This window comes from Micromonospora sp. NBC_01638 (assembly GCF_045209745.1).
Classification (GTDB): Bacteria; Actinomycetota; Actinomycetes; order Mycobacteriales; family Micromonosporaceae; genus Micromonospora.
In genome coordinates this window covers 1,749,905-1,769,060 of the sequence record NZ_CP109273.1, presented here as the reverse complement: position 1 = coordinate 1,769,060, position 19,156 = coordinate 1,749,905, and the positions used below count along the sequence as shown (strand labels likewise).

The following is a 19,156-nucleotide window of genomic DNA, read 5'->3' as shown; positions in this document are numbered from 1 at the left end:
CTACGTCGGCGTGCCGGCGTCGCCCGGCCGCGGCTGTCGCGCGCCCTGTCGAGCTGCCCCATAGCCAACGGCCAGGATCATGTTCAGGTTGTAGACCTTGACCTCACGCCGCACCTGCCGGCCGCCCTCGACGCGAACTACTAACTCAGAGTTAATAGTTGCCTCGGTCACCTCCTCGTCGACCAGCACTCGGCGCATGATCTGCACGATGTTGGGGACCGATGTGCCGTACAGCTCCGCCATCTGAGCCTGCGTCAACCAGACGGTCCCCTTGGCTGCTGGCAGCTGGACGACGGAGCCGCCGTCATCGGCGCGGTAGAGGATCAGCTCGCCGGCGGGGTCGATCACCCGTGGCCCCCTTCGGCCAGGGCTCGGGTGATCTCGGTGGCGTCGAACCGGGCGGGCTGGAAGTCGGCGGCCGAGGCCAGTCCGAGCCATTCCAGCCGGTCGCCGTGCTCGGGGTGACCGGGATCGTTCAACACCTCGACAAGTTCGGCGTAGCCCCAGACACCGCCGCAGTCTTCCGGCGGGGCCGCGCGCCGACCGCCCGTGCATCGCGGGTACGCGATGAGCTGGCGAGGCAGCACCTTCTCCACAACGATCTCGTGCACCCAGCTGTCGCCGAAGTCGTACGTGTACCGGAACCGGTCACCGACGCCGGGTGCGACCTGTTCCAGGGTCACCGGGGCTTCGGCGCGGTGACCCAACTCCCGGTCGGCGACCCCGAAGTCGCCGTACGCGGTCTCGAAGACGTGCAGGTGGGAGTCGTCCCAGCCGAAGGCCACCTGGATGATGTCGTGCAGGTCGGCCAGGCTGGTGTCGGCGGGCAGTTCCAGACGCCGCCAGATCGGCGGCTTTGCCTCGCGCAGACCCACCTTGAGCTGGTAGATGGGTGCGGCAGGGCCGGATTTCTTCCGTTTGGCCGGCAGCTTCCGCCCGGCGGTACGCCGTCGTGCCCGGGTTTGGATCTGCTGCGCCTGCTCGGCGATCTGGGTCATCATCTCCAGTAGATCGAGGGTCGGCTGACCGGCGTCGTGCTGGGCTGGTGGGCGCGTCGGCTCGGGCAGCGTACGGATCCGGGCTCGCAGCAGCACCGCCAGCAGGTGATAGCTTGGCCCGTCCTCGTCGTCGAATTCGTCGTCGAACTCCGAGGGGTCACGTTCCCGGTCGTGGTCCGCGCGGGCGTCGAGGGCACGTTCGACCTGCCACCGGAACTCGGCCGGGTCCAACAATTCCTCGGCGATTGCCAGGCCGGCATGACGGCCGTTCTGCTGGATGGTGGTGACAACCTCGTCCAGGGCGTGGGCGGGGAAGAGCACGATGTCGGCCGCGGCGTCACAGTCGAGGTGGTCGACGTGGACGACGAACCCGTACGATCGCCCGGCTCGCTCGAAGGCGCAGACGAGCATGGATGCGCTGCCCTCCGGGTCGGCAAACCGTCGACATGGGCCGACCCGCACGGGCTGGCGCAACTCGCTGGCCCAACTCGGCGCTGCCACGCCCTCGTCCAGCAGACGCTGGGCGGCGGCTGCGGCAACAGGGCCCTCCTGGACGGAGTCGATCGCGAGCAGCACCGCGAGCGCCTCCGACGTACCGATTTCGGCGACGGCCGGCAGCATGCCCTCGTTGAGCGCCTCGGTGAAGCCTTCGCCAGCAAGGTCACCGGCGGACAGGAACGTCGCGGCAAACAACTCGGCCTCGATGGGATCATCCGTCTTGATCAGGTCGGCAGCGCCGGCAACCAGGTCGTCGATGAAGTTCTGCGGGGCAAAGTCAGCATCTGAGCAGGCCGCGCAGTCGCACTGATCCACGCCGGCGGGACGGGCGCGACGCACGACCTGCTGGCCGGACCGACTGGGCTTGGCACGCTTACGGCGGCGGCTCTCGGGACTCATCCGAGCATGTTTTCACGGCTGCCGGACCGGCCCCACACAACCCGCCGGGGTGGTCGAGCGGCAGGGCCGCAGCGGGCGCCGCCGGGGAGGCGGTGGTCGCACCAGACCCGGGTACGCACGAACTGGCGGTCCTCCTCGCTCAGAGTAGTCTCGCCGAAGTCGATAGCGCTGACATGGCCGAGCGAGTCGCGCAGTGCCTCGGCCAGCGCCCGTGCGCCGTCCACGCTGGTCAGCGTCGTCGGCAGGTGCACGATCCAGCGGGGCGGCACCTCGTACTCCGTCATGGTTCTCCCTTCGCTGCGGCGGCGCCGAGGCGGGCGGGGGCGGCCGGCGGGGGTCCGGACCCACGCCGGTCGGAGCCCGGCACCCGCCCCGGGCCGGCTTCAGGTGGTCGCTCCGGACAACCCTTCGGTGTACGACGTGAGCGCCGCGACGGCCGCCGTGAGACGCTCCGACATCAGGTCGAGCTGTTCGGCGGCCCTGGACCACCTGCCCGCTCGCTGCCTCGGTGGCCGCGTCGGCCTGGCCGGCATCAACGAGTTGCTGGCCGGCGGCCTTGATCCGCGGCCGCCCCGTTCTCGCGATCTTGCACTTTCTGCCTCGACTTAGGGGGCATTCCAGGCATCACGGCGACCGGAACTGCAAGACGCGGCGGGGCGCTGCGGCGGGCGCGCGCTCTGGAGTAGCGAACAACGCCAGCGCGTCGTCCCCGCTGCGTCGGGCCTGCCGGATCGCCGGGTGGGCGCAGCCCGCGCTGGTCCGCTCCAGCAGAACGGTCGCGGCGGCCACGGCGAGGTACGTCTCGCGCAGCTCGCCGGCCACCTGCTCGACCCCCCCAGGCGGCGCTTGCTTCGGGCACCGTCACGTTGGCCCTCCTTTTGGATTGGTGGGTGCCGGGGCAGCGCGACAACCAGCCCAGATGGGGGACATCTGAACCGCCCTGCGCGCTGCCCCGGCAGGGGGAACCGCCCAGTGCCTAGCTGGAAGTTCCTCTGCACAGCTTTACTGGTAATGCCGGTGAAGTCAACGATGCGCTTGAGGTGACTCCTGTTGTCGTGATCAGATGGGCATGCCTAGCTGGGAGTACCTCGCATGCCCTCACCACGGAAGTTCGAGCCGCACTACCGGCGGATCATCGCTGACATCAGGAGGCGTATCGCCGACGGCGAGTGGCCACCCGGGCACAAGCTGCCCTCGACCAAGGAGCTGGCGGACCTCTACAACGTGGGCAGTCAGTCGACCGTCCGGCAGGCCATCACGATCCTGATCGAGACCGGCGAGTTGTACGGCCATCAGGGCCTCGGCGTCTTCGTTGCCGAGTAGATCCGCAGGCATCGGGACTGCGAGCTACGGACGCTCAATGGCGCCCAGCTCGACTTCATCAACCTGATCATCAACGACCTGGCGATGAACGGTGTGACGGAGCCGGGACGCCTCTACGAGTCCCCGTTCAACGGCGTCGCTCCGCGCGGACCTGAGGCCCTGTTCTCCAACGACGACGCCGACCGCATGGTCTCGATCCTGCGGACGATCAAGAACAACGCCATCTCGGCGAGCGAGGTGGCGTAGCGCGTCATCTCTCTCGTAGGGCCGGCCGTCTGCCCCGTGTCTGGGGCCGTTCGACTGCTGTACGGGGCGCTCGACAGGCAGTACCGTCAGTTCGGGAGCGCTCCCATGGCGGTCGGCCTGGCATGGCGCTCGGGTCGAGTTCTTGTGTGGGCGCAGCTGAGGGGCATCGGCACCCCCGCATTGCCACCGGGCTGCTCGTCGCCACGGGTGCAGCCCTGGCATGTTTCGGCCGGGGATTTTCCCACCAGCAAGGAATTTATGAACTTCAATGCGTTCATGCTTCACCATGGGTGAGTATCGATTCCTATCCATGGAGGTTTCCATGAACGTCTCTCGGCTCGGCGGGCCGACCCTGTCCCTGTTTCGCATCGTGACCGGCCTGCTGTTCACGTTGCACGGCCTGTCCTCGGTCTTCGGGTTGTTCGGCGGCAACCCGATGACCGGTAAGGCGATACCGTTCGGCACCTGGCCGGGCTGGTGGGCCGCGCTGATCCAACTGGTCTGCGGCGCGTTGGTGCTGATCGGGCTCTTCACCCGGCCCGCCGCGCTCCTCGCCTCCGGCTCGATGGCGTACGCCTATTTCGTGGTGCACCAGCCCGAGGGCCTGCTGCCGCTGCGCAACGGGGGTGAGCTGTCAGCTCTCTTCTGCTGGTCGTTCCTGCTGGTAGCGACCCTCGGCCCAGGTTCCTGGGCGCTCGACACACTGCTCGCCCGGCGTCGCGGCGGCGCTCCGTCTTCGCCGGCGGTGTCGGCGGCCGAGCCGAGTTCGGTGTCCGTCTGACCACACACGTACCGCGCGTCGCCGGAGCCTCGACGAGGCGGCTTCGGCGACGCGTCCGGTCAGGGGTCGCCCGCAACGTGGGATTGGCCCAGTTCCGGAGCCCGCCCTTCGCTGATGTCACAAACGATTCAGCTCCACAGCGTGCGCCGGTGGCAGGTCCACCTGCCCGAGGCGAGGACCGCGGCCGGCAAAGAGGGCGGTGAGCGTCCGCTGACCCACTCACTGGGATCTGCGGTGGAGGCCGCCGTCGACGTTGCCTAGAATCGACGGCACAACTGCATACCTCATCCAGAGGGGCTTAGGGATACGGCCCGACGACGCCCCGGCAACCACCCCGCGCGCTCACCGCTGAGCGACCCGCGGGGCAGGTGCCAATTCCGTCCCCGCCGCACCGTGCGATGCGGGGAAAGATGAGAGGACTCCTCGACATGACGTCGACGCTCCCCGCCTCCGGCATCGACACCTCCGCCAGCCCCGCTCGCGCCCTGGTCTGCCGCGCCTGTTCGGCCCGCTACCCGCTCGCCGCCCAGCACGCCTGTTACGAGTGTTTCGGCCCGCTGGAGGTCGACTACGACACGGCCGCACTGGCCACCGTCACCCGCCAGCAGATCGAGGCCGGCCCGAAGAACATCTGGCGGTACGCCGCGCTGCTCCCGGCCGGTCAGGACCCGGACAGCCGGGTCACCCTCGACCCGGGGCTGACCCCGCTGGTGGCGGCCCCGCACCTCGCCGCCGAGCTGGGCATCACCGCGCCGCTCTGGGTCAAGGACGACAGCGCCAACCCCACCCACTCGTTCAAGGACCGGGTCGTCTCGGTGGCGCTCACCGCCGCGAAGGCGCTCGGCTTCACCCGGTTCGCCTGCGCGTCGACCGGCAACCTGGCCAACTCGGTGGCCGCGCACGCCGCCCGCGCCGGGGTGCCCTCGGTGGTCTTCATCCCCAGCGACCTCGAACAGGGCAAGGTCATCAACACCGCCGTCTACGGCGGCGAGCTGGTCGCCATCGACGGCTCCTACGACGACGTCAACCGGCTCTGCGGCGAGCTGGTGGAGACCGACGAATTCGAGGACACCGCCTTCGTCAACGTCAACGTCCGGCCGTACTACGCGGAGGGCTCCAAGACGCTCGGCTACGAGGTGGCCGAGCAGCTCGGCTGGCGGATCCCCGCGCAGGTGGTCATCCCGATGGCCAGCGGCGAGTTGCTCACCAAGATTGACAAGGCGTTCTCCGAGCTGGTGGAGATCGGCCTGGTCGAGGCCCCGGCCGGTGGCTGGAAGGTCTTCGGTGCCCAGTCGGCAGGCTGCAACCCGATCGCCACCGCCCTGCACGCCGACACCGACACGATCACCCCGGTCAAACCCACCGGCATCGCCAAGTCGCTCAACATCGGCGACCCGGCCGCCGGCCTCTACGCCCTGGAGGCGGTCCGCCGCACCGGCGGTTGGATGGAGTACGCCGACGACGACGAGATCCGCGCCGGCATCCGCGATCTGGCCCGCACCACCGGCGTCTTCGCCGAGACCGCCGGCGGGGTGACCGTGGCGGTGCTGCGCAAGCTGGTCGAGTCCGGTCGGCTCGACCCGACGGCGGAGACTGTCGTGTTCAACACCGGCGAAGGGCTGAAGACCATCGACGCGGTGGCTGGCCAGATCGGCCCGACCCACCACATCAAGCCCTCGCTGCGTGCCGCGCGCGACGCCGGCCTCCTCGGCTGACTCCGGACGGGTCGATCCGCCGGGTAACTGGATTTTCGCTGTGAGTGTGGAAAACCCGCCGCTACGGACTTGACGGCAGGAACCGGACGGCGCAAGATGCTCCGTGCGGGAGGGCATTTCGCCGAAGACTTTTGAAGTTCTTGCGACCCAACGCCGGAGGCGTTGTGCGAGTGTCCCTCCCGACCACGTTCGATCGGGCCAGCGAATAATTCGCTGGCCCGATCGCTTTCCCGAGTGCACGCTCAGCGCCATGAGCATCACGATCGCGTCGTTCGACGGCGCCGACGGGGCGTCGGTCGACGAGGCGTACCGGATCGGGGCGTCGGCCAACGACGTCGATCTGCCGGACTTCCCGCCCTTCTGCCGGCGGCGCTTCGACGCGCTGTTCCACACGCCGATGCCCGGCACCAACTCGCTCTGGGCACTGGCCCGACTGGACGGCGTGCCGGCCGGCTACCTTCAGCTGGACCTGCCGCAGCTCGACAACACCGACAACGCCACCGCCGAGCTGGTGGTGCGTCCCGAGCTGCGTCGGCGCGGCGTCGGCCGGGCGCTGCACGAGTACGGGGTGCGCCTGCTGCGCGAGCACGGGCGCAAGCGGGTGGTCGCGATGACCGTCTCCGCGCTGCCCGACGGGCCGGCCCGATCGGTGGCGGGTGACGCGTTCGCCGCCTCGACCGGCGCCCAGTCCGCGCTGGCCGAGGTCCGTCGCCGGCTCGACGTCGGCGAGATCGACCGGGTCGCGCTGCGGGCGGCGCTGGCCGAGGCCCGACCGCGGGCCGAGGGCTACCAGCCGGTCTGCTGGCAGGGGGCGACCCCGCAGGAGTACGTCGCGGACATCGCCTACCTGGACGGCCGCCTGCTGACGGACGCACCCATGGGTGACGTGCAGTGGGAGCCGGAACAGGTGGACGCCGAGCGCATCCGTGGCACCGAGCGCGCCCTGGACGCCAAGGGCCGGCGGCGTTACCACCTCGGCATGCGCCACGAGGAGACCGGCCGGATCGTCGCCTGGACCCTGCTGGACGTGGGCGCCTCCGCCGACTGGCACGCGTTCCAGCAGATCACCATCGTCGACCCGGCCCACCGTGGGCACCGGCTCGGCCTCATCGCCAAGGCGGAGAACCTGCACCACCTGCTTACCCATGAGCCGGCGGTAGAAGTGATCGACACCTGGAACGCGGCGAGCAACAGCTACATGGTGGCGATCAACGAGCAGCTCGGCTTCCGCCCGGTGGACTCCTGGACCGACTGGCAGCTCACCCTCTGACCGGTATCGGCGTTACTGCTCGCGTCGGGTCCTCAGGCATGATGGCTGGCATGACGGAGACCCCGCAGCCCCTGTACGACAGGCACGCCGACATCCTCAACCGTGCGCTGACCGCGATCACGGAGCGGGGCTACTGGTCCGCCTACCCCGAATCCCCCAGCCCCCGGGTGTACGGCGAGACCGCCGCGGCCGACGGTAAGGCCGCCTTCGAGGCGTACCTCGGTGGCGACTTCCCGCTCGACCAGCCGGGCGCAGGCGTTCGGGTCGCCACCGAGGCGAGCCCGTTCGGGGTGGAGTTGGCGGTGCGGTACCCGCACCCCGGCACCGGCGAGCTGGTCAGCGCCGCCTCCGCCGCGCTGCCGGCGTGGCGCGACGCCGGCCCGCAGGCGCGGGTGGGGGTCTGCCTGGAAATCCTCGACCGGCTGCACAAGCACATCTTCGAGCTGGCCAACGCCGTGCAGTTCACCAGCGGGCAGGCGTTCGTGATGGCCTTCCAGGCCGGCGGCGCGCACGCGCTGGACCGGGCGCTGGAAGCGCTGGCGTACGCGTACGCCGAGATGACCCGGCACCCGGGGACGGCACGCTGGGAGAAGGCCGCCGGCAAGGGTGACCCGCTGCGGATGACCAAGACGTTCCACGTGGTGCCGCGTGGGGTGGCGCTGGTCATCGGCTGCAACACCTTCCCGACCTGGAACTCGTACCCTGGGCTGTTCGCCTCGCTGGTCACCGGCAACCCGGTGATCGTCAAGCCGCACCCGCGTGCGGTGCTGCCGCTGGCCATCACCGTGAAGTACGCCCGGGAGGTGCTCGCCGAGGCCGGCTTCGACCCAAACCTGATCATGCTGGCGGCCGAGGCGCCCGGTGAGAAGCTCGCCAGCGACCTGGCCCTGCACCGCTCCATCCGGATCGTCGACTTCACCGGTTCCACCGAGTACGGCGACTGGCTGGAGACGCACGCCCGGCAGGCGTCGGTCTACACCGAGAAGGCCGGTCTGAACACGGTCGTCATCGACTCCACCGACGACTTCGTCGGCATGTGCCGCAACCTCGGTTTCACGCTGACCCTCTACAGCGGTCAGATGTGCACCACCTCGCAGAACATTCTCATCCCCGCCGGTGGCATCGAGACCGACCAGGGGCACAAGAGCTTCGACGAGGTGGCCGGCGGGATCGCCGCGGTAATCGGCAAGCTCACCGCCGACCCGGCCCGAGGCGTGGAGCTGACCGGCGCCATCGTCAACGACGGGGTGCTGGAACGGCTGGCCGAGGTGACCAAGGTCGGCGAGCCGGTGCTGGAGTCGCGGGCCGTGGCCCACCCGGCGTACGCCGACGCGGTGGTGCGTACCCCGACGATCGTGAAGCTGACCGCGGACGACGCGGAGACGTACGGCCGGGAGTGGTTCGGGCCGATCTCGTTCGCCATCGCGACCGACTCCACCGCACACAGCCTGGAGCTGCTGCGCCGGACGGTCGGCGAGAAGGGTGCGCTCACCGCCGGGGTCTACTCCACCGACGAGGCGGTGCTGGACGCCACCGAGGCGGTGGCGGTCGAGGTCGGGGTGCACCTGTCCTGCAACCTCACCGGCGGGGTCTTCGTGAACCAGTCGGCGGCGTTCTCCGACTTCCACGGCAGTGGGGCCAACGCGGCGGCCAACTCGGCGTTGACGGACGGGGCTTATGTTTCGAACCGCTTCCGGATCGTGCAGTCTCGGCGTCATGTTTGATCTTTAGTTGCGGTTGGGGGTTTTCGGGGGGAGCCCACCCGCTCCAGGCGGTCAGGCTTGATCCTTCCGCGGGCGGGCTCCCCCCGGAAACCCTTCGTGGGGCACGCTGATCGGCACTCAGCCGGCTTTAAAACATCACAGTGGTTCTGCCCTGGGATGGTTCTTGGGTTTTAGGCTTTTCTGCGCATTTGTAGCTCGCTCAGGGCTGGGATTGTGGGGTGCGGGACGCGTACGCCGGTGTCGGTGAAGCCCAGCCGCTGGTAGGCCCGGTAGGCACGGTCGTTGCCGACCACGACCTCCAGCAGCAGCTCCGGCCGACCGCAGGCCCGCGACCAGGCGGCCACGCCGTCGATCAGCTCGCCGAGCAGCCCGTTGCCCCGCCAGGTCGGCGTGACGTACACGGCGTAGATCACGGTCAGCCCGGGTTCGTTCGGGGCGAGGGTGCCACCGGCGTGCCCGACCAGTCGGCCGCCCGGGTCGGCGATGAACTGCGCGTTGCTCGAACCGGCTGAGGTGTACGCGACCCGCGCGGCGAACTCGGTGTGCGGTCTGGCCGCCGCGTCCGCCAGGGTCTCCAGGAAAGCCAGCGGTGCGTCGGCGAGCATCTCCAGGCGCAGCGCCCGCATCCGGGCGGCGTCCTCCGGCCGGACTCGACGGATCTCCGCCTGGCGAACGGCGGTTGAGCCGGTCTCGGTGGTCATGTCTGCATGCCTACCACAGGGGGTGGACGCCGTTTTCCGAGCCCGAAATATGCCTGATTTGTGGTCGTGCGCGGCTGTCGCTGCTCGTGTAACGTGCGATTTCGGTCACCTTCTTCAATGGCCGTCATCGATCGCTGAGGCGGTGACCCGAGGGCACCCGGCCGCGCCGTGCGCCGGGTCAGGCAACGCCGTGCAGAGTGAGGGAAGTGCACCGTGGCACAGGGCACCGTGAAGTGGTTCAACGCCGAAAAAGGCTACGGCTTCATCGCCGTCGACGGCGGTCAGGACGTGTTCGTTCATTTTTCCGCGATCGAAATGGACGGCTACAAGGCGCTGGACGACGGTCAGCGGGTGGAGTGTGAGATCGCCCAGGGGCAGAAGGGCCCGCAGGCCGAACACGTACGCGTCATCGCCTGAGTTTTCTTCCCGGCTCGGCCCCGCGAGTCGGTGCAGCGGCACGGGCGCGCAACCGGGAAGATCGTGAACCGTTCCAGCCGATGCTGAGGAGCGTTCATGACCGACCAGCCACCCCCACCCACCCCTCCCACCGGGCCGGGGGAGCCGGGCCCGTCCGACCCGACCTCGCCCGCCGGCAGTTCCGGCGCGGCACCAGGCACGCCACCCGGGTGGGGGCCGGGCGTGCCGCCGGGCGGCCCGGCTGGCCCGCCGCCCGGCTGGGGTCCCGCGCAGGGTGCCTGGGGTCCGCCGCCCCCGCACTGGGTGTTCCCGCCCACCGGGGGCTACCCGCCCGGGGCGGTTCCCTACGGTGGGCAGCCGTGGTATCCGGGGCCGCAGGCAGGCTGGTATCCGCCGGGTTACGGGTTCGACCCGAACGACGCCCTGGTCACCCCGCCGGGTGCCGGTCTCGCCGGCTGGTTCAACCGGTGTGGGGGAGCGCTGCGCCGGGGTTGGCGGCAGTTGGTGCCCATCATGCTGCTCACCCAGGTGTTGCCGGCGGCGGTGCTCTCGGTGATCTCCCTCGGGGTTGATCCGTCGGCGAACTGGGACGCCCAGATCGAGGCGAATCCGACCGCCGTGTTGCCGGACAACTTCGCCGTCGAACTGGTGAGCCTTCTCGGGGTGCTGGTCGGCGGCAGCCTGTTGATCGGGTTGGTGCAGGCCGTCGGGTGGGCCGCCGGCAGTTGGGTGATCACTCAGCAGGCGGCCGGCCAGCCGGCCAGCCTGGAGTCGGCGCTGCGCTACGGCCTCCGTCGGGCACTCGGGCTGTGGGGCTGGACCCTGCTGATCAGCGTGCTCATCGGCATCGGCGTCTGTTTCTGCGTGCTGCCGGGCATCTACCTGGCGTTCGCGCTGAGCATGGCCGGCCCGGTCTATCTCTTCGAACGCCGCAACCCGATCGGCCGATCGTTCCGGATGTTCCACGACCGGCTCGGCCTGCTGCTCGGTCGGGTGGCACTGGTGGCCCTGGCGGTGATCGTCGGCAGTGTGATCCCTGGCGCCCTGGAAGGGGTGGGCACCTCCGCGTTCGGTACGGATCCCTTCGCGTCGCCGGGTGCCGCGGTCGGGGCGGTGGCGGTGATCGGGGTCACCGCGGTGCTGGCCCTGCCGGCGCATCTCGCCCAGATGGTTGGTCTGCTGGTCACGTACGCCGAGCAGAGGGCTCATGAGGCACCGGTGAACAGCGCCGGACTGGCGGCGGAACTCGGCTGAGCGGCCCCATCGTGCTTGCACTCGGCAGGGGAGAGTGCTAAACAAGTCATTGGCACTCGCATACCGTGAGTGCCAATGGTCGGGACGGTGGGGCCAGGTTGCACCGGCGTGGAGACGCCGGGGCGGCACATGGCCGGTCGTCGCGGGCTATCCGGCCCGGCCGAAGGACGTCGTCGTCGCCAGGTGGCGACGTCCCAAGGTGCGTACACCAGGCGGCCCATCCGGGGCACACATCTCGGATGGCCCGTGAGTGTCCAGGAGGACAACGCCGTATGGCCAAGATGATCGCGTTCGACGAAGAGGCGCGCCGCGGCCTCGAGCGGGGCATGAACCAGCTCGCCGACGCCGTAAAGGTGACCCTCGGCCCCAAGGGCCGCAACGTCGTGCTCGAAAAGAAGTGGGGTGCCCCCACCATCACCAACGATGGTGTGAGCATCGCCAAGGAGATCGAGCTCGAGGACCCGTACGAGAAGATCGGCGCTGAGCTGGTCAAGGAGGTCGCCAAGAAGACCGACGACGTTGCCGGTGACGGCACGACGACGGCGACCGTCCTGGCCCAGGCCCTGGTTCGCGAGGGCCTGCGCAACGTGGCCGCTGGCGCCAACCCGATGGCCCTGAAGCGGGGCATCGAGGCTGCGGTCGCGAGCGTCTCGGAGGAGCTGTCCAAGCTCGCCAAGGACGTCGAGACCAAGGAGCAGATCGCCTCCACCGCCTCCATCTCCGCTGGCGACAGCACCGTCGGCGAGATCATCGCCGAGGCGATGGACAAGGTCGGCAAGGAAGGCGTCATCACCGTCGAGGAGAGCAACACCTTCGGGCTGGAGCTGGAGCTCACCGAGGGTATGCGCTTCGACAAGGGCTACATCTCGGCCTACTTCATGACCGACCCGGAGCGTATGGAGGCCGTCTTCGACGACCCGTACATCCTGATCGCCAACAGCAAGATCTCGTCGGTGAAGGACCTGCTCCCGATCCTGGAGAAGGTCATGCAGTCGGGCAAGCCGCTGCTGATCATCGCCGAGGACCTGGAGGGCGAGGCTCTCGCCACCCTGGTGGTCAACAAGGTCCGTGGCACCTTCAAGTCGGTCGCCGTCAAGGCGCCGGGCTTCGGTGACCGCCGCAAGGCCATGCTGACCGACATCGCCATCCTCGCCGGTGGCCAGGTCATCAGCGAGGAGGTCGGCCTCAAGCTCGACGCCGCCAGCCTCGACATGCTGGGCCGCGCCCGCAAGGTCGTGGTGACCAAGGACGAGACCACCATCGTCGACGGTGCCGGTGACGCCGAGCAGATCCAGGGCCGGGTCAACCAGATCCGGGCCGAGATCGACAAGAGCGACTCCGACTACGACCGGGAGAAGCTGCAGGAGCGGCTGGCCAAGCTGGCCGGCGGCGTTGCGGTCATCAAGGTCGGCGCGGCCACCGAGGTCGAGCTCAAGGAGCGCAAGCACCGCATCGAGGACGCCGTTCGCAACGCGAAGGCAGCCGTCGAGGAGGGCATCGTCCCGGGTGGTGGCGTCGCGCTGGTTCAGGCCGGCAAGACCGCCTTCGACAAGCTCGACCTGGTCGGCGACGAGGCGACCGGTGCGAACATCGTCAAGGTCGCGCTGGACGCCCCGCTGCGGCAGATCGCCGTCAACGCCGGCCTCGAGGGCGGCGTTGTGGTGGAGAAGGTCCGTAACCTCGAAGCGGGTCACGGCCTCAACGCCGCCAACGGCGAGTACGTGGACCTGCTGGCCGCGGGCATCATCGACCCGGCCAAGGTGACGCGCTCGGCGCTGCAGAACGCCGCTTCGATCGCGGCGCTGTTCCTCACCACCGAGGCTGTGGTCGCGGACAAGCCGGAGAAGAACCCGGCTGCCCCGGCTGGCCCGGGTGGCGGGGACATGGACTTCTGAGTCCAGTTCCGACACCGAACGGGGCGGGCCGCTGACGCGGTCCGCCCCGTTCGTCGTCAGGTCGGTAGTGGGCGTTGGTTGCGCCGTTTCTGCGCCCGGTCGTACGGCGGAAGCAGCTGGATCGGCGCGTCCACCATCTCCTGCGGCTCCTCGACCACCGATGACTCGCCGTCGGTGGTCATCTCGGCCAGTTGCTCGGCGTCGCCGTAGTCGAGCCGGTCGAACGGCAGTTGGCCGGGGAGTTCGCCGATCGGTTTCCAGGTGATCGGCGGGCCGTCCTCGGTCTGGTCTTCATCCGTGGTCATGGCTGCCTCCTCTACCGAAACGGTAGGGGGCGTCGATGGCCGATGCGGCCGAATGGCGCTATCTGGGTCTATATCCTATTCGCCCTTATTCTGCGCCGATCGCCCGTCGATACAGGAAGAAGACCCGCTCGATCCGGGCGCCCGCACTGCCGGAATAGAACGCCACCGGCCCCACCCAGCCAATCTGCGCCCGGTCCAGCCCCGCCACCTGCTGGTCCCGGAGGCAGCGCCGCAGCAGCACCCCGCCAATGCCCGACCCCTCGGCAGCCGGCGCGGTGCCCATCGGCCCGAACCAGCTCGGCCGGGACGACCCGTACGCGGCGAAGCCGAGCACCTCGCCGCCCCGCTCCGCCAGGTGGCAACCGGCGCCGTCCCGACCAACTGACCCGGCCAACTCGCCGTCCCACGTGCCGCCGAAGGTGGACCGGGCGAACTCGACCAGCGCCGGCAGGTCCGCCGGCTCCGCCCGGCGTACGGTCACGCCCTGATCGGCCAGCCGCCGCTGGGCCGCCTCGGTGGACCGCAGTGCCGGCGACCCGTCGTACGACAGGTCCGCGGTCATGTTCCAGGCGGTCCGGTCCTGCTCGTAGCCGAGCGCGACGGCGGCGCAGACCGCCGGCGTGTAGCGGACGTCGACGCCCGGCCACGCGTAGTACGGCGGGTTTCCGGCCAGCAGCACCTCGGTCACCCCGCGCTCGGCGAGCACCCGCTCGGCCCTCTGGAGCAGCGCCCGGCCGACACCCTGGCGGCGCTGATCCGGGAGGACCGCGACCAGGTCCACGTGCCCGATGCCCGGTTCGGTCGACGACACCGAGCAGATCAACACCCCGACCAGATCCGCACCCCGGTACGCGCCCAGCCCGACCACCGCCCGGTTGGCGGCGGCCCGGGGCCAGAGCACGTCCACGATGGGGGCCGCCTCGGCGGCGTCCTCGGGTAGGTCGAGAGCCTGCTCGCAGAGCCGTACCACGGTGGGGGCCAGGTCGGGGGTCAACTCGGTGACGGTGATCGCGGCGTCCATGGTCGCCGACCCTAAATCACCGGGTGCCGGTCTGCGCTCCCGCCTCTTGTCTCAAGAAGGGAACCTTCCTATTTCTGGGCGGCACGAACGGCGGCGTAGGCATCGACCTGGCCGGCGCCGGTGACGTTCGACGGAGCACCGCAGGTGTCGGTCGGGCTGCCGGAGCGGTAGGTCGGTGTCGCCGCCGTGGCGGTGTCCCGCAGGATCTGCCGGGTCCGGCTCACATCGCCGACCAACGCTGGGTTCGCCGACCACATCAGCGCGACCACCCCGGCCACCTGCGGCGTCGCCATCGAGGTGCCGTCCAGCGCGGCATACGTGCCGCCCGGCATGGCCGACACCACGCCCACGCCCGGCGCCAGCACGTCCGGCTTACCCGTGCCGCCCGGCACCGGCCCGCGCGAGGAGAACTCGGCGACCCGACGCTGCGCGTCCACCGCACCCACGGTCAGCACGTCCGCGTACGGCGCTGGCGGGTCGTCGATCGACGCGCACCACGGGCCGGTGTTGCCAGCCGCGGCGACCACGAAGATCCCGGCGGCATCCAGCGCGGCGGTGGCCGGTCGCAGTACGCCCCGGTCGCACCCCTCGATGGGCGGGCAGCCCCACGAGTTGGTCAGCACCTGCGGGGCGCGCTCCGGACGGCCGTCGGTGAACGGGTCGCCGCCGGCCGGGAAGGGCGCCAGCATGAACTGGAGACAGTCCAGGTAGTGCCCCGGGCTGCCGAGGTTGCGGTCCAGGTTGACGCAACCCACCCACTGCGCGTCCGGTGCCACCCCGATGCCGTCCCGCCCGACCGCGCTGCCCACCGTGTGGGTGCCGTGCCCGCCCTGGTCGGTCGGGCTCCGGGTGCCGTTCCACGGGTCGTACCAGGAGTCGTTCCCGCCCCGGAACCCTGCTCGCAGCGCCGGATGGGTGCCGTCCACCCCCGAATCCGAGCTGCCGACCACGATGCCCGTGCCGGTCACCCCGAGCTGGGACCACACCCGGTCGGCGGCGATCTGGCGGATGTTCCACTCCGGGCCGGTGGGCGTGGGCGCGGTGCCCCGGCTCTGTCCGGCCGGAGCCGGCAGTGGCCGCAGGCGCTGGCTGACCAGCACCCGCGACACCTCCGGTCGGTGGGCGAGCCAGGCCCGCACCGCCGGGCCACCGTCCACCTCGACCGCGTTCACCAGGTAGTACGACACCGGGTCGAGTCGGAGCCGGGTCAGCCCTCGGAGCAGGTCGGCCTGGCTCTGCTCGGCGGTCGTCACCAGCCGCCGGTAGACCTCCGCCGCGCGGGCGTCCCGCCCCGCCCGACCCGACGCGCCGGCTGGTAGACCGGTCAGGTCGGCCTGCGCGCGCAGCACCACGAGCAGCCGCTCGCCGTACAGGCCCGGCTGGCCGGGGCCGAGGTCGACCACGCCGAACGTCACCAGCAGCACCACGGCTGCCACCGCTGCCACCCGACGGCTCGGGGTGCGTGCCGACGGCCGGGCGAGCAGCACCGCGTACCCGATGGCGACCAGGACGGCGACGGCGAGCCCGGCACCGGCGGCGACCGCGACCCAGAACGGGACGTCCCGGGTGCCGACCAGCAGCAGGGTGATCTCTTCCGGGTCGGTGAAGGCCAGCGGGCCGAGTGCGGCCAGGCCCACGAGCCAGCCGGTCGCCCGTGGACCAGCGCGGGTGGCGTCGGCCGGGTCGGCGGTGGGCCGCCAGGTCGCGGCCCACAGCGCGGCCAGCGCGAAGCCCGACGGCGGCAGGATCAGCAGCGCGGGCAACTGCGCGCCGGACTGGCCGGTGCCGGCCGCGAGCAGCAGCAGCGCCACCCCGGCGACCAGGCCCCCGACCAGCACCAGCCGAGCCGGCCGGGGCGGCCGACCGACCGCGAACCGGGACCAGAACGTCGCGTCGAGCAGCGTCGCGGCCAGCACCCCGAGCGCGGCGGCCGCGAATAGCGCGAGCACGGTCTCCAGGAGCCCACCGAGCGCGCCCAGCCAGGCCCAGGGCAGCAGCAGCGCCAACCCGGCGGCGACCGCGAGCAGCGGCACGGGGCCGGGCCGGCGCGATCCCCGCTGGCGCTCGACCGGTTGCGGGCTTCCGGCGGCCTCGGGCCGCCCGGCGTCGCCGTCCCCGGTGGGTGCCGCGCCGCCGACGGAGCCGGCTGGTCCGGGGTACGCCCACCGGCGTGCCGACCAGCGCACGGCGAGCGCGCTGAGCAACGCCGCGCCGGCCAGCCCGGCGAGGTACGCCTCGTGGTGCACCGGCGGCACGAGCCGCAGCAGTGTGAGCACCCCGAGTGCGAGTGCCCCGATCAGCCAGGCCCTCCCGGTGGCCCGGACCGCGGCCGACCGGGGCAGCACGGCCAGCAGCAGGCTGGGTGCACCCACCAGCACGACGGTGGCCAGGCCGAGCACCGGCCAGAGCCAGCCCACCCGGTTGTGCCCGAAGCCCAGCAGCACCTGATCGGTGACCCAGCCACCCGTCTGGGTGGCCACGGTGACCGCAACCGTCCAGCAGCCGACCAGCACGGCCGCGACCACCGGCCATGGGGAACTGCGGTTGCTGAATCCGGGGTGCGCAGGTTGACCGTGCATCCGAGAACCTTACGACCACGATGAACAGTTTCGACCCGATCAACGCGTCGTGAGTGAAGGCGGGGTGGGCGGCGAATGCCGGCACGCCGGTGCGGCGGTTACGGTGGACGGGTGCGCGACCCCAATATCTCCCGATCCGTCGCCGGTCAGCTCTCGCCGGTCCGCCGTGCGTCCGATCTGCGTCGACTGCGCCATGAGCGCTTCGACGTGCTGGTCATCGGTGGTGGGGTGACCGGTGCCGGTGCCGCCCTGGACGCGGCCTCCCGGGGCTTGAAGGTGGCCCTGGTGGAGGCGCGCGACCTCGCTGCGGGCACCTCCAGCCGGTCCAGCAAACTCATCCACGGTGGCCTGCGCTACCTGGAGCAGTTGGAGTTCCACCTGGTCCACGAGGCGCTCACCGAGCGTGGCCTGCTGGCCACTCGGCTCGCGCCACACCTGGTGCGCCCGGTGCCGTTCCTGGTGCCGCTGCCGGCCGGGCGGGGCCTGCGGGACCTGCCGGCCCGGATCTTCCGCCGCTCGTACTACGGCATGGGCGTGGCCGCCTACGACGCCTTCGCCGGTCTCTTCGGCGGTGGCCGGGGTATGCCGCTGCACCGGCACCTGACCCGGGAGGGCGCGCGGCGGATCTTCCCGAGCCTGCGGGCCGACGCGCTGGCCGGGGCGATCCGCTACTACGACGGGCAGGTCGACGACGCCCGTCTGGTGGTCACCCTGGCGCGTACCGCGGCCAGCCTCGGCGCCACGGTGGTGAGCAGTGCCCGCGCCGTCGGGCTGATCCGGCAGGCGCGCGAGGTGACCGGCGTTCGGGTCCGCGACCTGGAGGCGCCGGAGGGCTCACCGGACGCGGAGTTCGAGGTGCAGGCCCGTACCGTCATCGCCGCCACCGGGGTGTGGAGCGACGACATGTCCCGGATGCTCAACGACGTGGGCCTGCGGCCCGGCGTCCGGGTGCGCGCCTCCAAGGGGGTGCACCTGGTGGTGCCCCGCTCGGCGATCACCGGCGAGACGGGGCTCATCCTGCGTACGGAGAAGTCGGTGCTCTTCGTCATCCCCTGGGGCGGGCACTGGATCATCGGCACGACGGACACCGACTGGCGGCTGGACCGGTCCCGCCCGGCCGCGTCCGCCCGCGACATCGACTACCTGTTGCAGCAGGTCAACACCGTGCTGGACCGGCCGTTGACCACCGCCGACATCGAGGGGGTGTACGCCGGGCTGCGGCCGCTGCTGGCCGGCGAGGCCGACTCGACCTCGAAGCTCTCCCGGGAGCACGCGGTCTTCGAGCCGATGCTCGGGCTGCTGCTGGTCGCCGGCGGCAAGTACACGACGTACCGGGTGATGGCCTCCGACGTGGTCGACCGGGCGGTGCGTCGGTTGGGTGGCGCCCGCTCGTCGCGGACCGCCGACCTGCCGCTGCTCGGCGCCGACGGGTACCCGGCGATGTGGCGGGACCGGGCCGACCTGGCCCGCCGGCACGGCGTGCCGGTGGGCGTGGTGGAGCACCTGCTGGAGCGGTACGGGACCCTCACCCTGGACCTGCTGGCGCTGATCGACGCCGATCCACTGCTCGCTTCTCCGCTGGCCGGTGCTCCGGAGTATCTGGCGGCGGAGGTCGTCTACGCGGCGCGGGCCGAGGGCGCGCTGCATCTGGAGGACGTGCTGACCCGGCGGACCCGGATCTCGTTCGAGACCAGCCACCGAGGGCTGGAGTCGGCGGAGCACACCGCCGAGCTGATGGGCGCGGTGCTCGGTTGGGACGCGGCCATCCGGGCGCGCGAGGTCGAGCACTACCGCGCCCGGGTGGAGGCGGAGCGGCAGTCCCAGTTGATGCCGGACGACGTCGCGGCGGACGCGGCACGGCTCGGCGCTCCGGACGTCCGGGGTTACGCGGCCGACCGGGGTGGCGACGACGATCAGGCTGAGCTGCGTCCGTCCGCTCGGTGACGATTTGGAACGTTACCGAAGGGTAACTAACGTTACCGACCCGGATGGTGGTTTCGGATGCTACCTACGGTGGGGTAGGTTTCCGC

The 19,156-nt window shown here is 70.7% G+C and carries 17 protein-coding genes, 1 pseudogene and 1 riboswitch; of the genes and pseudogenes, 10 read left to right on the top strand and 8 right to left on the bottom strand.

Annotation, left to right across the window (positions count from 1 at the left end; genetic code table 11):
* From OG811_RS08370 to OG811_RS08355, 4 genes and pseudogenes are all read right to left on the bottom strand, one after another.
* Positions 1-348 carry a hypothetical protein gene (locus OG811_RS08370; protein ID WP_406073126.1) on the bottom strand — a complete coding sequence of 116 codons (348 nt, stop codon included), beginning with the start codon at positions 346-348 and terminating at the stop codon, positions 1-3.
* Positions 345-1,895, bottom strand: coding sequence for a plasmid pRiA4b ORF-3 family protein (locus tag OG811_RS08365; protein WP_406073124.1), 1,551 nt, complete (start codon positions 1,893-1,895; stop codon positions 345-347). Before OG811_RS08365 ends, OG811_RS08370 begins: the two co-directional genes overlap by 4 nt.
* Positions 1,870-2,179 (bottom strand): annotated as a pseudogene (locus OG811_RS08360) (hypothetical protein). The gene OG811_RS08365 and the pseudogene OG811_RS08360 overlap by 26 nt, the downstream one beginning before the upstream one ends.
* Positions 2,180-2,519: 340 nt before the next feature.
* Positions 2,520-2,717, bottom strand: a complete 198-nt coding sequence (locus OG811_RS08355; RefSeq protein ID WP_406073122.1) for a hypothetical protein — start codon at positions 2,715-2,717, stop codon at positions 2,520-2,522.
* A gap of 270 nt (positions 2,718-2,987) precedes the next feature.
* Here OG811_RS08355 and OG811_RS08350 point away from each other — a divergent pair, with 270 nt between their 5' ends.
* The 6 genes from OG811_RS08350 to paaN all read left to right on the top strand — a co-directional run bounded on the left by OG811_RS08350 (position 2,988) and on the right by paaN (position 8,954).
* A complete protein-coding gene (locus OG811_RS08350; RefSeq protein WP_406073120.1) occupies positions 2,988-3,218 on the top strand; it encodes a GntR family transcriptional regulator in 231 nt (76 codons plus the stop codon).
* On the top strand, positions 3,219-3,464 hold the full coding sequence (locus OG811_RS08345) for a type I restriction-modification enzyme R subunit C-terminal domain-containing protein (RefSeq protein ID WP_406075598.1): 246 nt from the start codon (positions 3,219-3,221) through the stop codon (positions 3,462-3,464).
* Positions 3,465-3,786: 322 nt separating this feature from the next.
* Complete coding sequence (locus OG811_RS08340) at positions 3,787-4,245, top strand: DoxX family protein (RefSeq protein WP_406073118.1); 459 nt, start codon at positions 3,787-3,789, stop codon at positions 4,243-4,245.
* Positions 4,246-4,526: 281 nt separating this feature from the next.
* Positions 4,527-4,662, top strand: a riboswitch (SAM riboswitch).
* A gap of 11 nt (positions 4,663-4,673) precedes the next feature.
* A complete protein-coding gene (gene thrC / locus OG811_RS08335; RefSeq protein WP_406073116.1) occupies positions 4,674-5,960 on the top strand; it encodes a threonine synthase in 1,287 nt (428 codons plus the stop codon).
* A gap of 250 nt (positions 5,961-6,210) precedes the next feature.
* The gene (locus OG811_RS08330) at positions 6,211-7,230 is read left to right on the top strand and encodes a GNAT family N-acetyltransferase (RefSeq protein ID WP_406073114.1); all 1,020 of its coding nucleotides are present in this window, start codon (positions 6,211-6,213) and stop codon (positions 7,228-7,230) included.
* 50 nt (positions 7,231-7,280) lie between these two features.
* Positions 7,281-8,954, top strand: coding sequence for a phenylacetic acid degradation protein PaaN (gene paaN / locus OG811_RS08325; RefSeq protein ID WP_406073112.1), 1,674 nt, complete (start codon positions 7,281-7,283; stop codon positions 8,952-8,954).
* Between the two features lie 170 nt (positions 8,955-9,124).
* Here paaN and OG811_RS08320 read toward each other — a convergent pair whose 3' ends face one another.
* Positions 9,125-9,655 carry a GNAT family N-acetyltransferase gene (locus OG811_RS08320; protein WP_406073110.1) on the bottom strand — a complete coding sequence of 177 codons (531 nt, stop codon included), beginning with the start codon at positions 9,653-9,655 and terminating at the stop codon, positions 9,125-9,127.
* A 213-nt stretch (positions 9,656-9,868) separates the two neighbouring features.
* Here OG811_RS08320 and OG811_RS08315 point away from each other — a divergent pair, with 213 nt between their 5' ends.
* The 3 genes from OG811_RS08315 to groL all read left to right on the top strand — a co-directional run bounded on the left by OG811_RS08315 (position 9,869) and on the right by groL (position 13,221).
* Positions 9,869-10,072: a cold-shock protein gene (locus OG811_RS08315; protein WP_406073108.1), complete on the top strand. Its 204-nt coding sequence runs from the start codon at positions 9,869-9,871 to the stop codon at positions 10,070-10,072.
* Between the two features lie 96 nt (positions 10,073-10,168).
* Complete coding sequence (locus OG811_RS08310) at positions 10,169-11,326, top strand: hypothetical protein (protein WP_406073106.1); 1,158 nt, start codon at positions 10,169-10,171, stop codon at positions 11,324-11,326.
* Between the two features lie 272 nt (positions 11,327-11,598).
* Entirely contained in the window at positions 11,599-13,221 is a 1,623-nt protein-coding gene (gene groL, locus OG811_RS08305; RefSeq protein ID WP_088950420.1) for a chaperonin GroEL, read from the top strand.
* A gap of 56 nt (positions 13,222-13,277) precedes the next feature.
* On the opposite strand, the gene OG811_RS08300 is transcribed toward groL, so the two are convergent.
* From OG811_RS08300 to OG811_RS08290, 3 genes are all read right to left on the bottom strand, one after another.
* Positions 13,278-13,526, bottom strand: a complete 249-nt coding sequence (locus OG811_RS08300) for a hypothetical protein (RefSeq protein ID WP_406073103.1) — start codon at positions 13,524-13,526, stop codon at positions 13,278-13,280.
* Positions 13,527-13,611: 85 nt separating this feature from the next.
* Positions 13,612-14,547, bottom strand: coding sequence for a GNAT family N-acetyltransferase (locus OG811_RS08295; protein ID WP_406073101.1), 936 nt, complete (start codon positions 14,545-14,547; stop codon positions 13,612-13,614).
* A gap of 68 nt (positions 14,548-14,615) precedes the next feature.
* Positions 14,616-17,126 carry a S8 family serine peptidase gene (locus OG811_RS08290; RefSeq protein WP_406073099.1) on the bottom strand — a complete coding sequence of 837 codons (2,511 nt, stop codon included), beginning with the start codon at positions 17,124-17,126 and terminating at the stop codon, positions 14,616-14,618.
* 126 nt (positions 17,127-17,252) lie between these two features.
* Between OG811_RS08290 and OG811_RS08285 the strand changes: the two genes are divergently transcribed.
* Positions 17,253-19,070, top strand: coding sequence for a glycerol-3-phosphate dehydrogenase/oxidase (locus OG811_RS08285; RefSeq protein WP_406075597.1), 1,818 nt, complete (start codon positions 17,253-17,255; stop codon positions 19,068-19,070).
* The last annotated feature ends 86 nt before the right edge of the window (positions 19,071-19,156 follow it).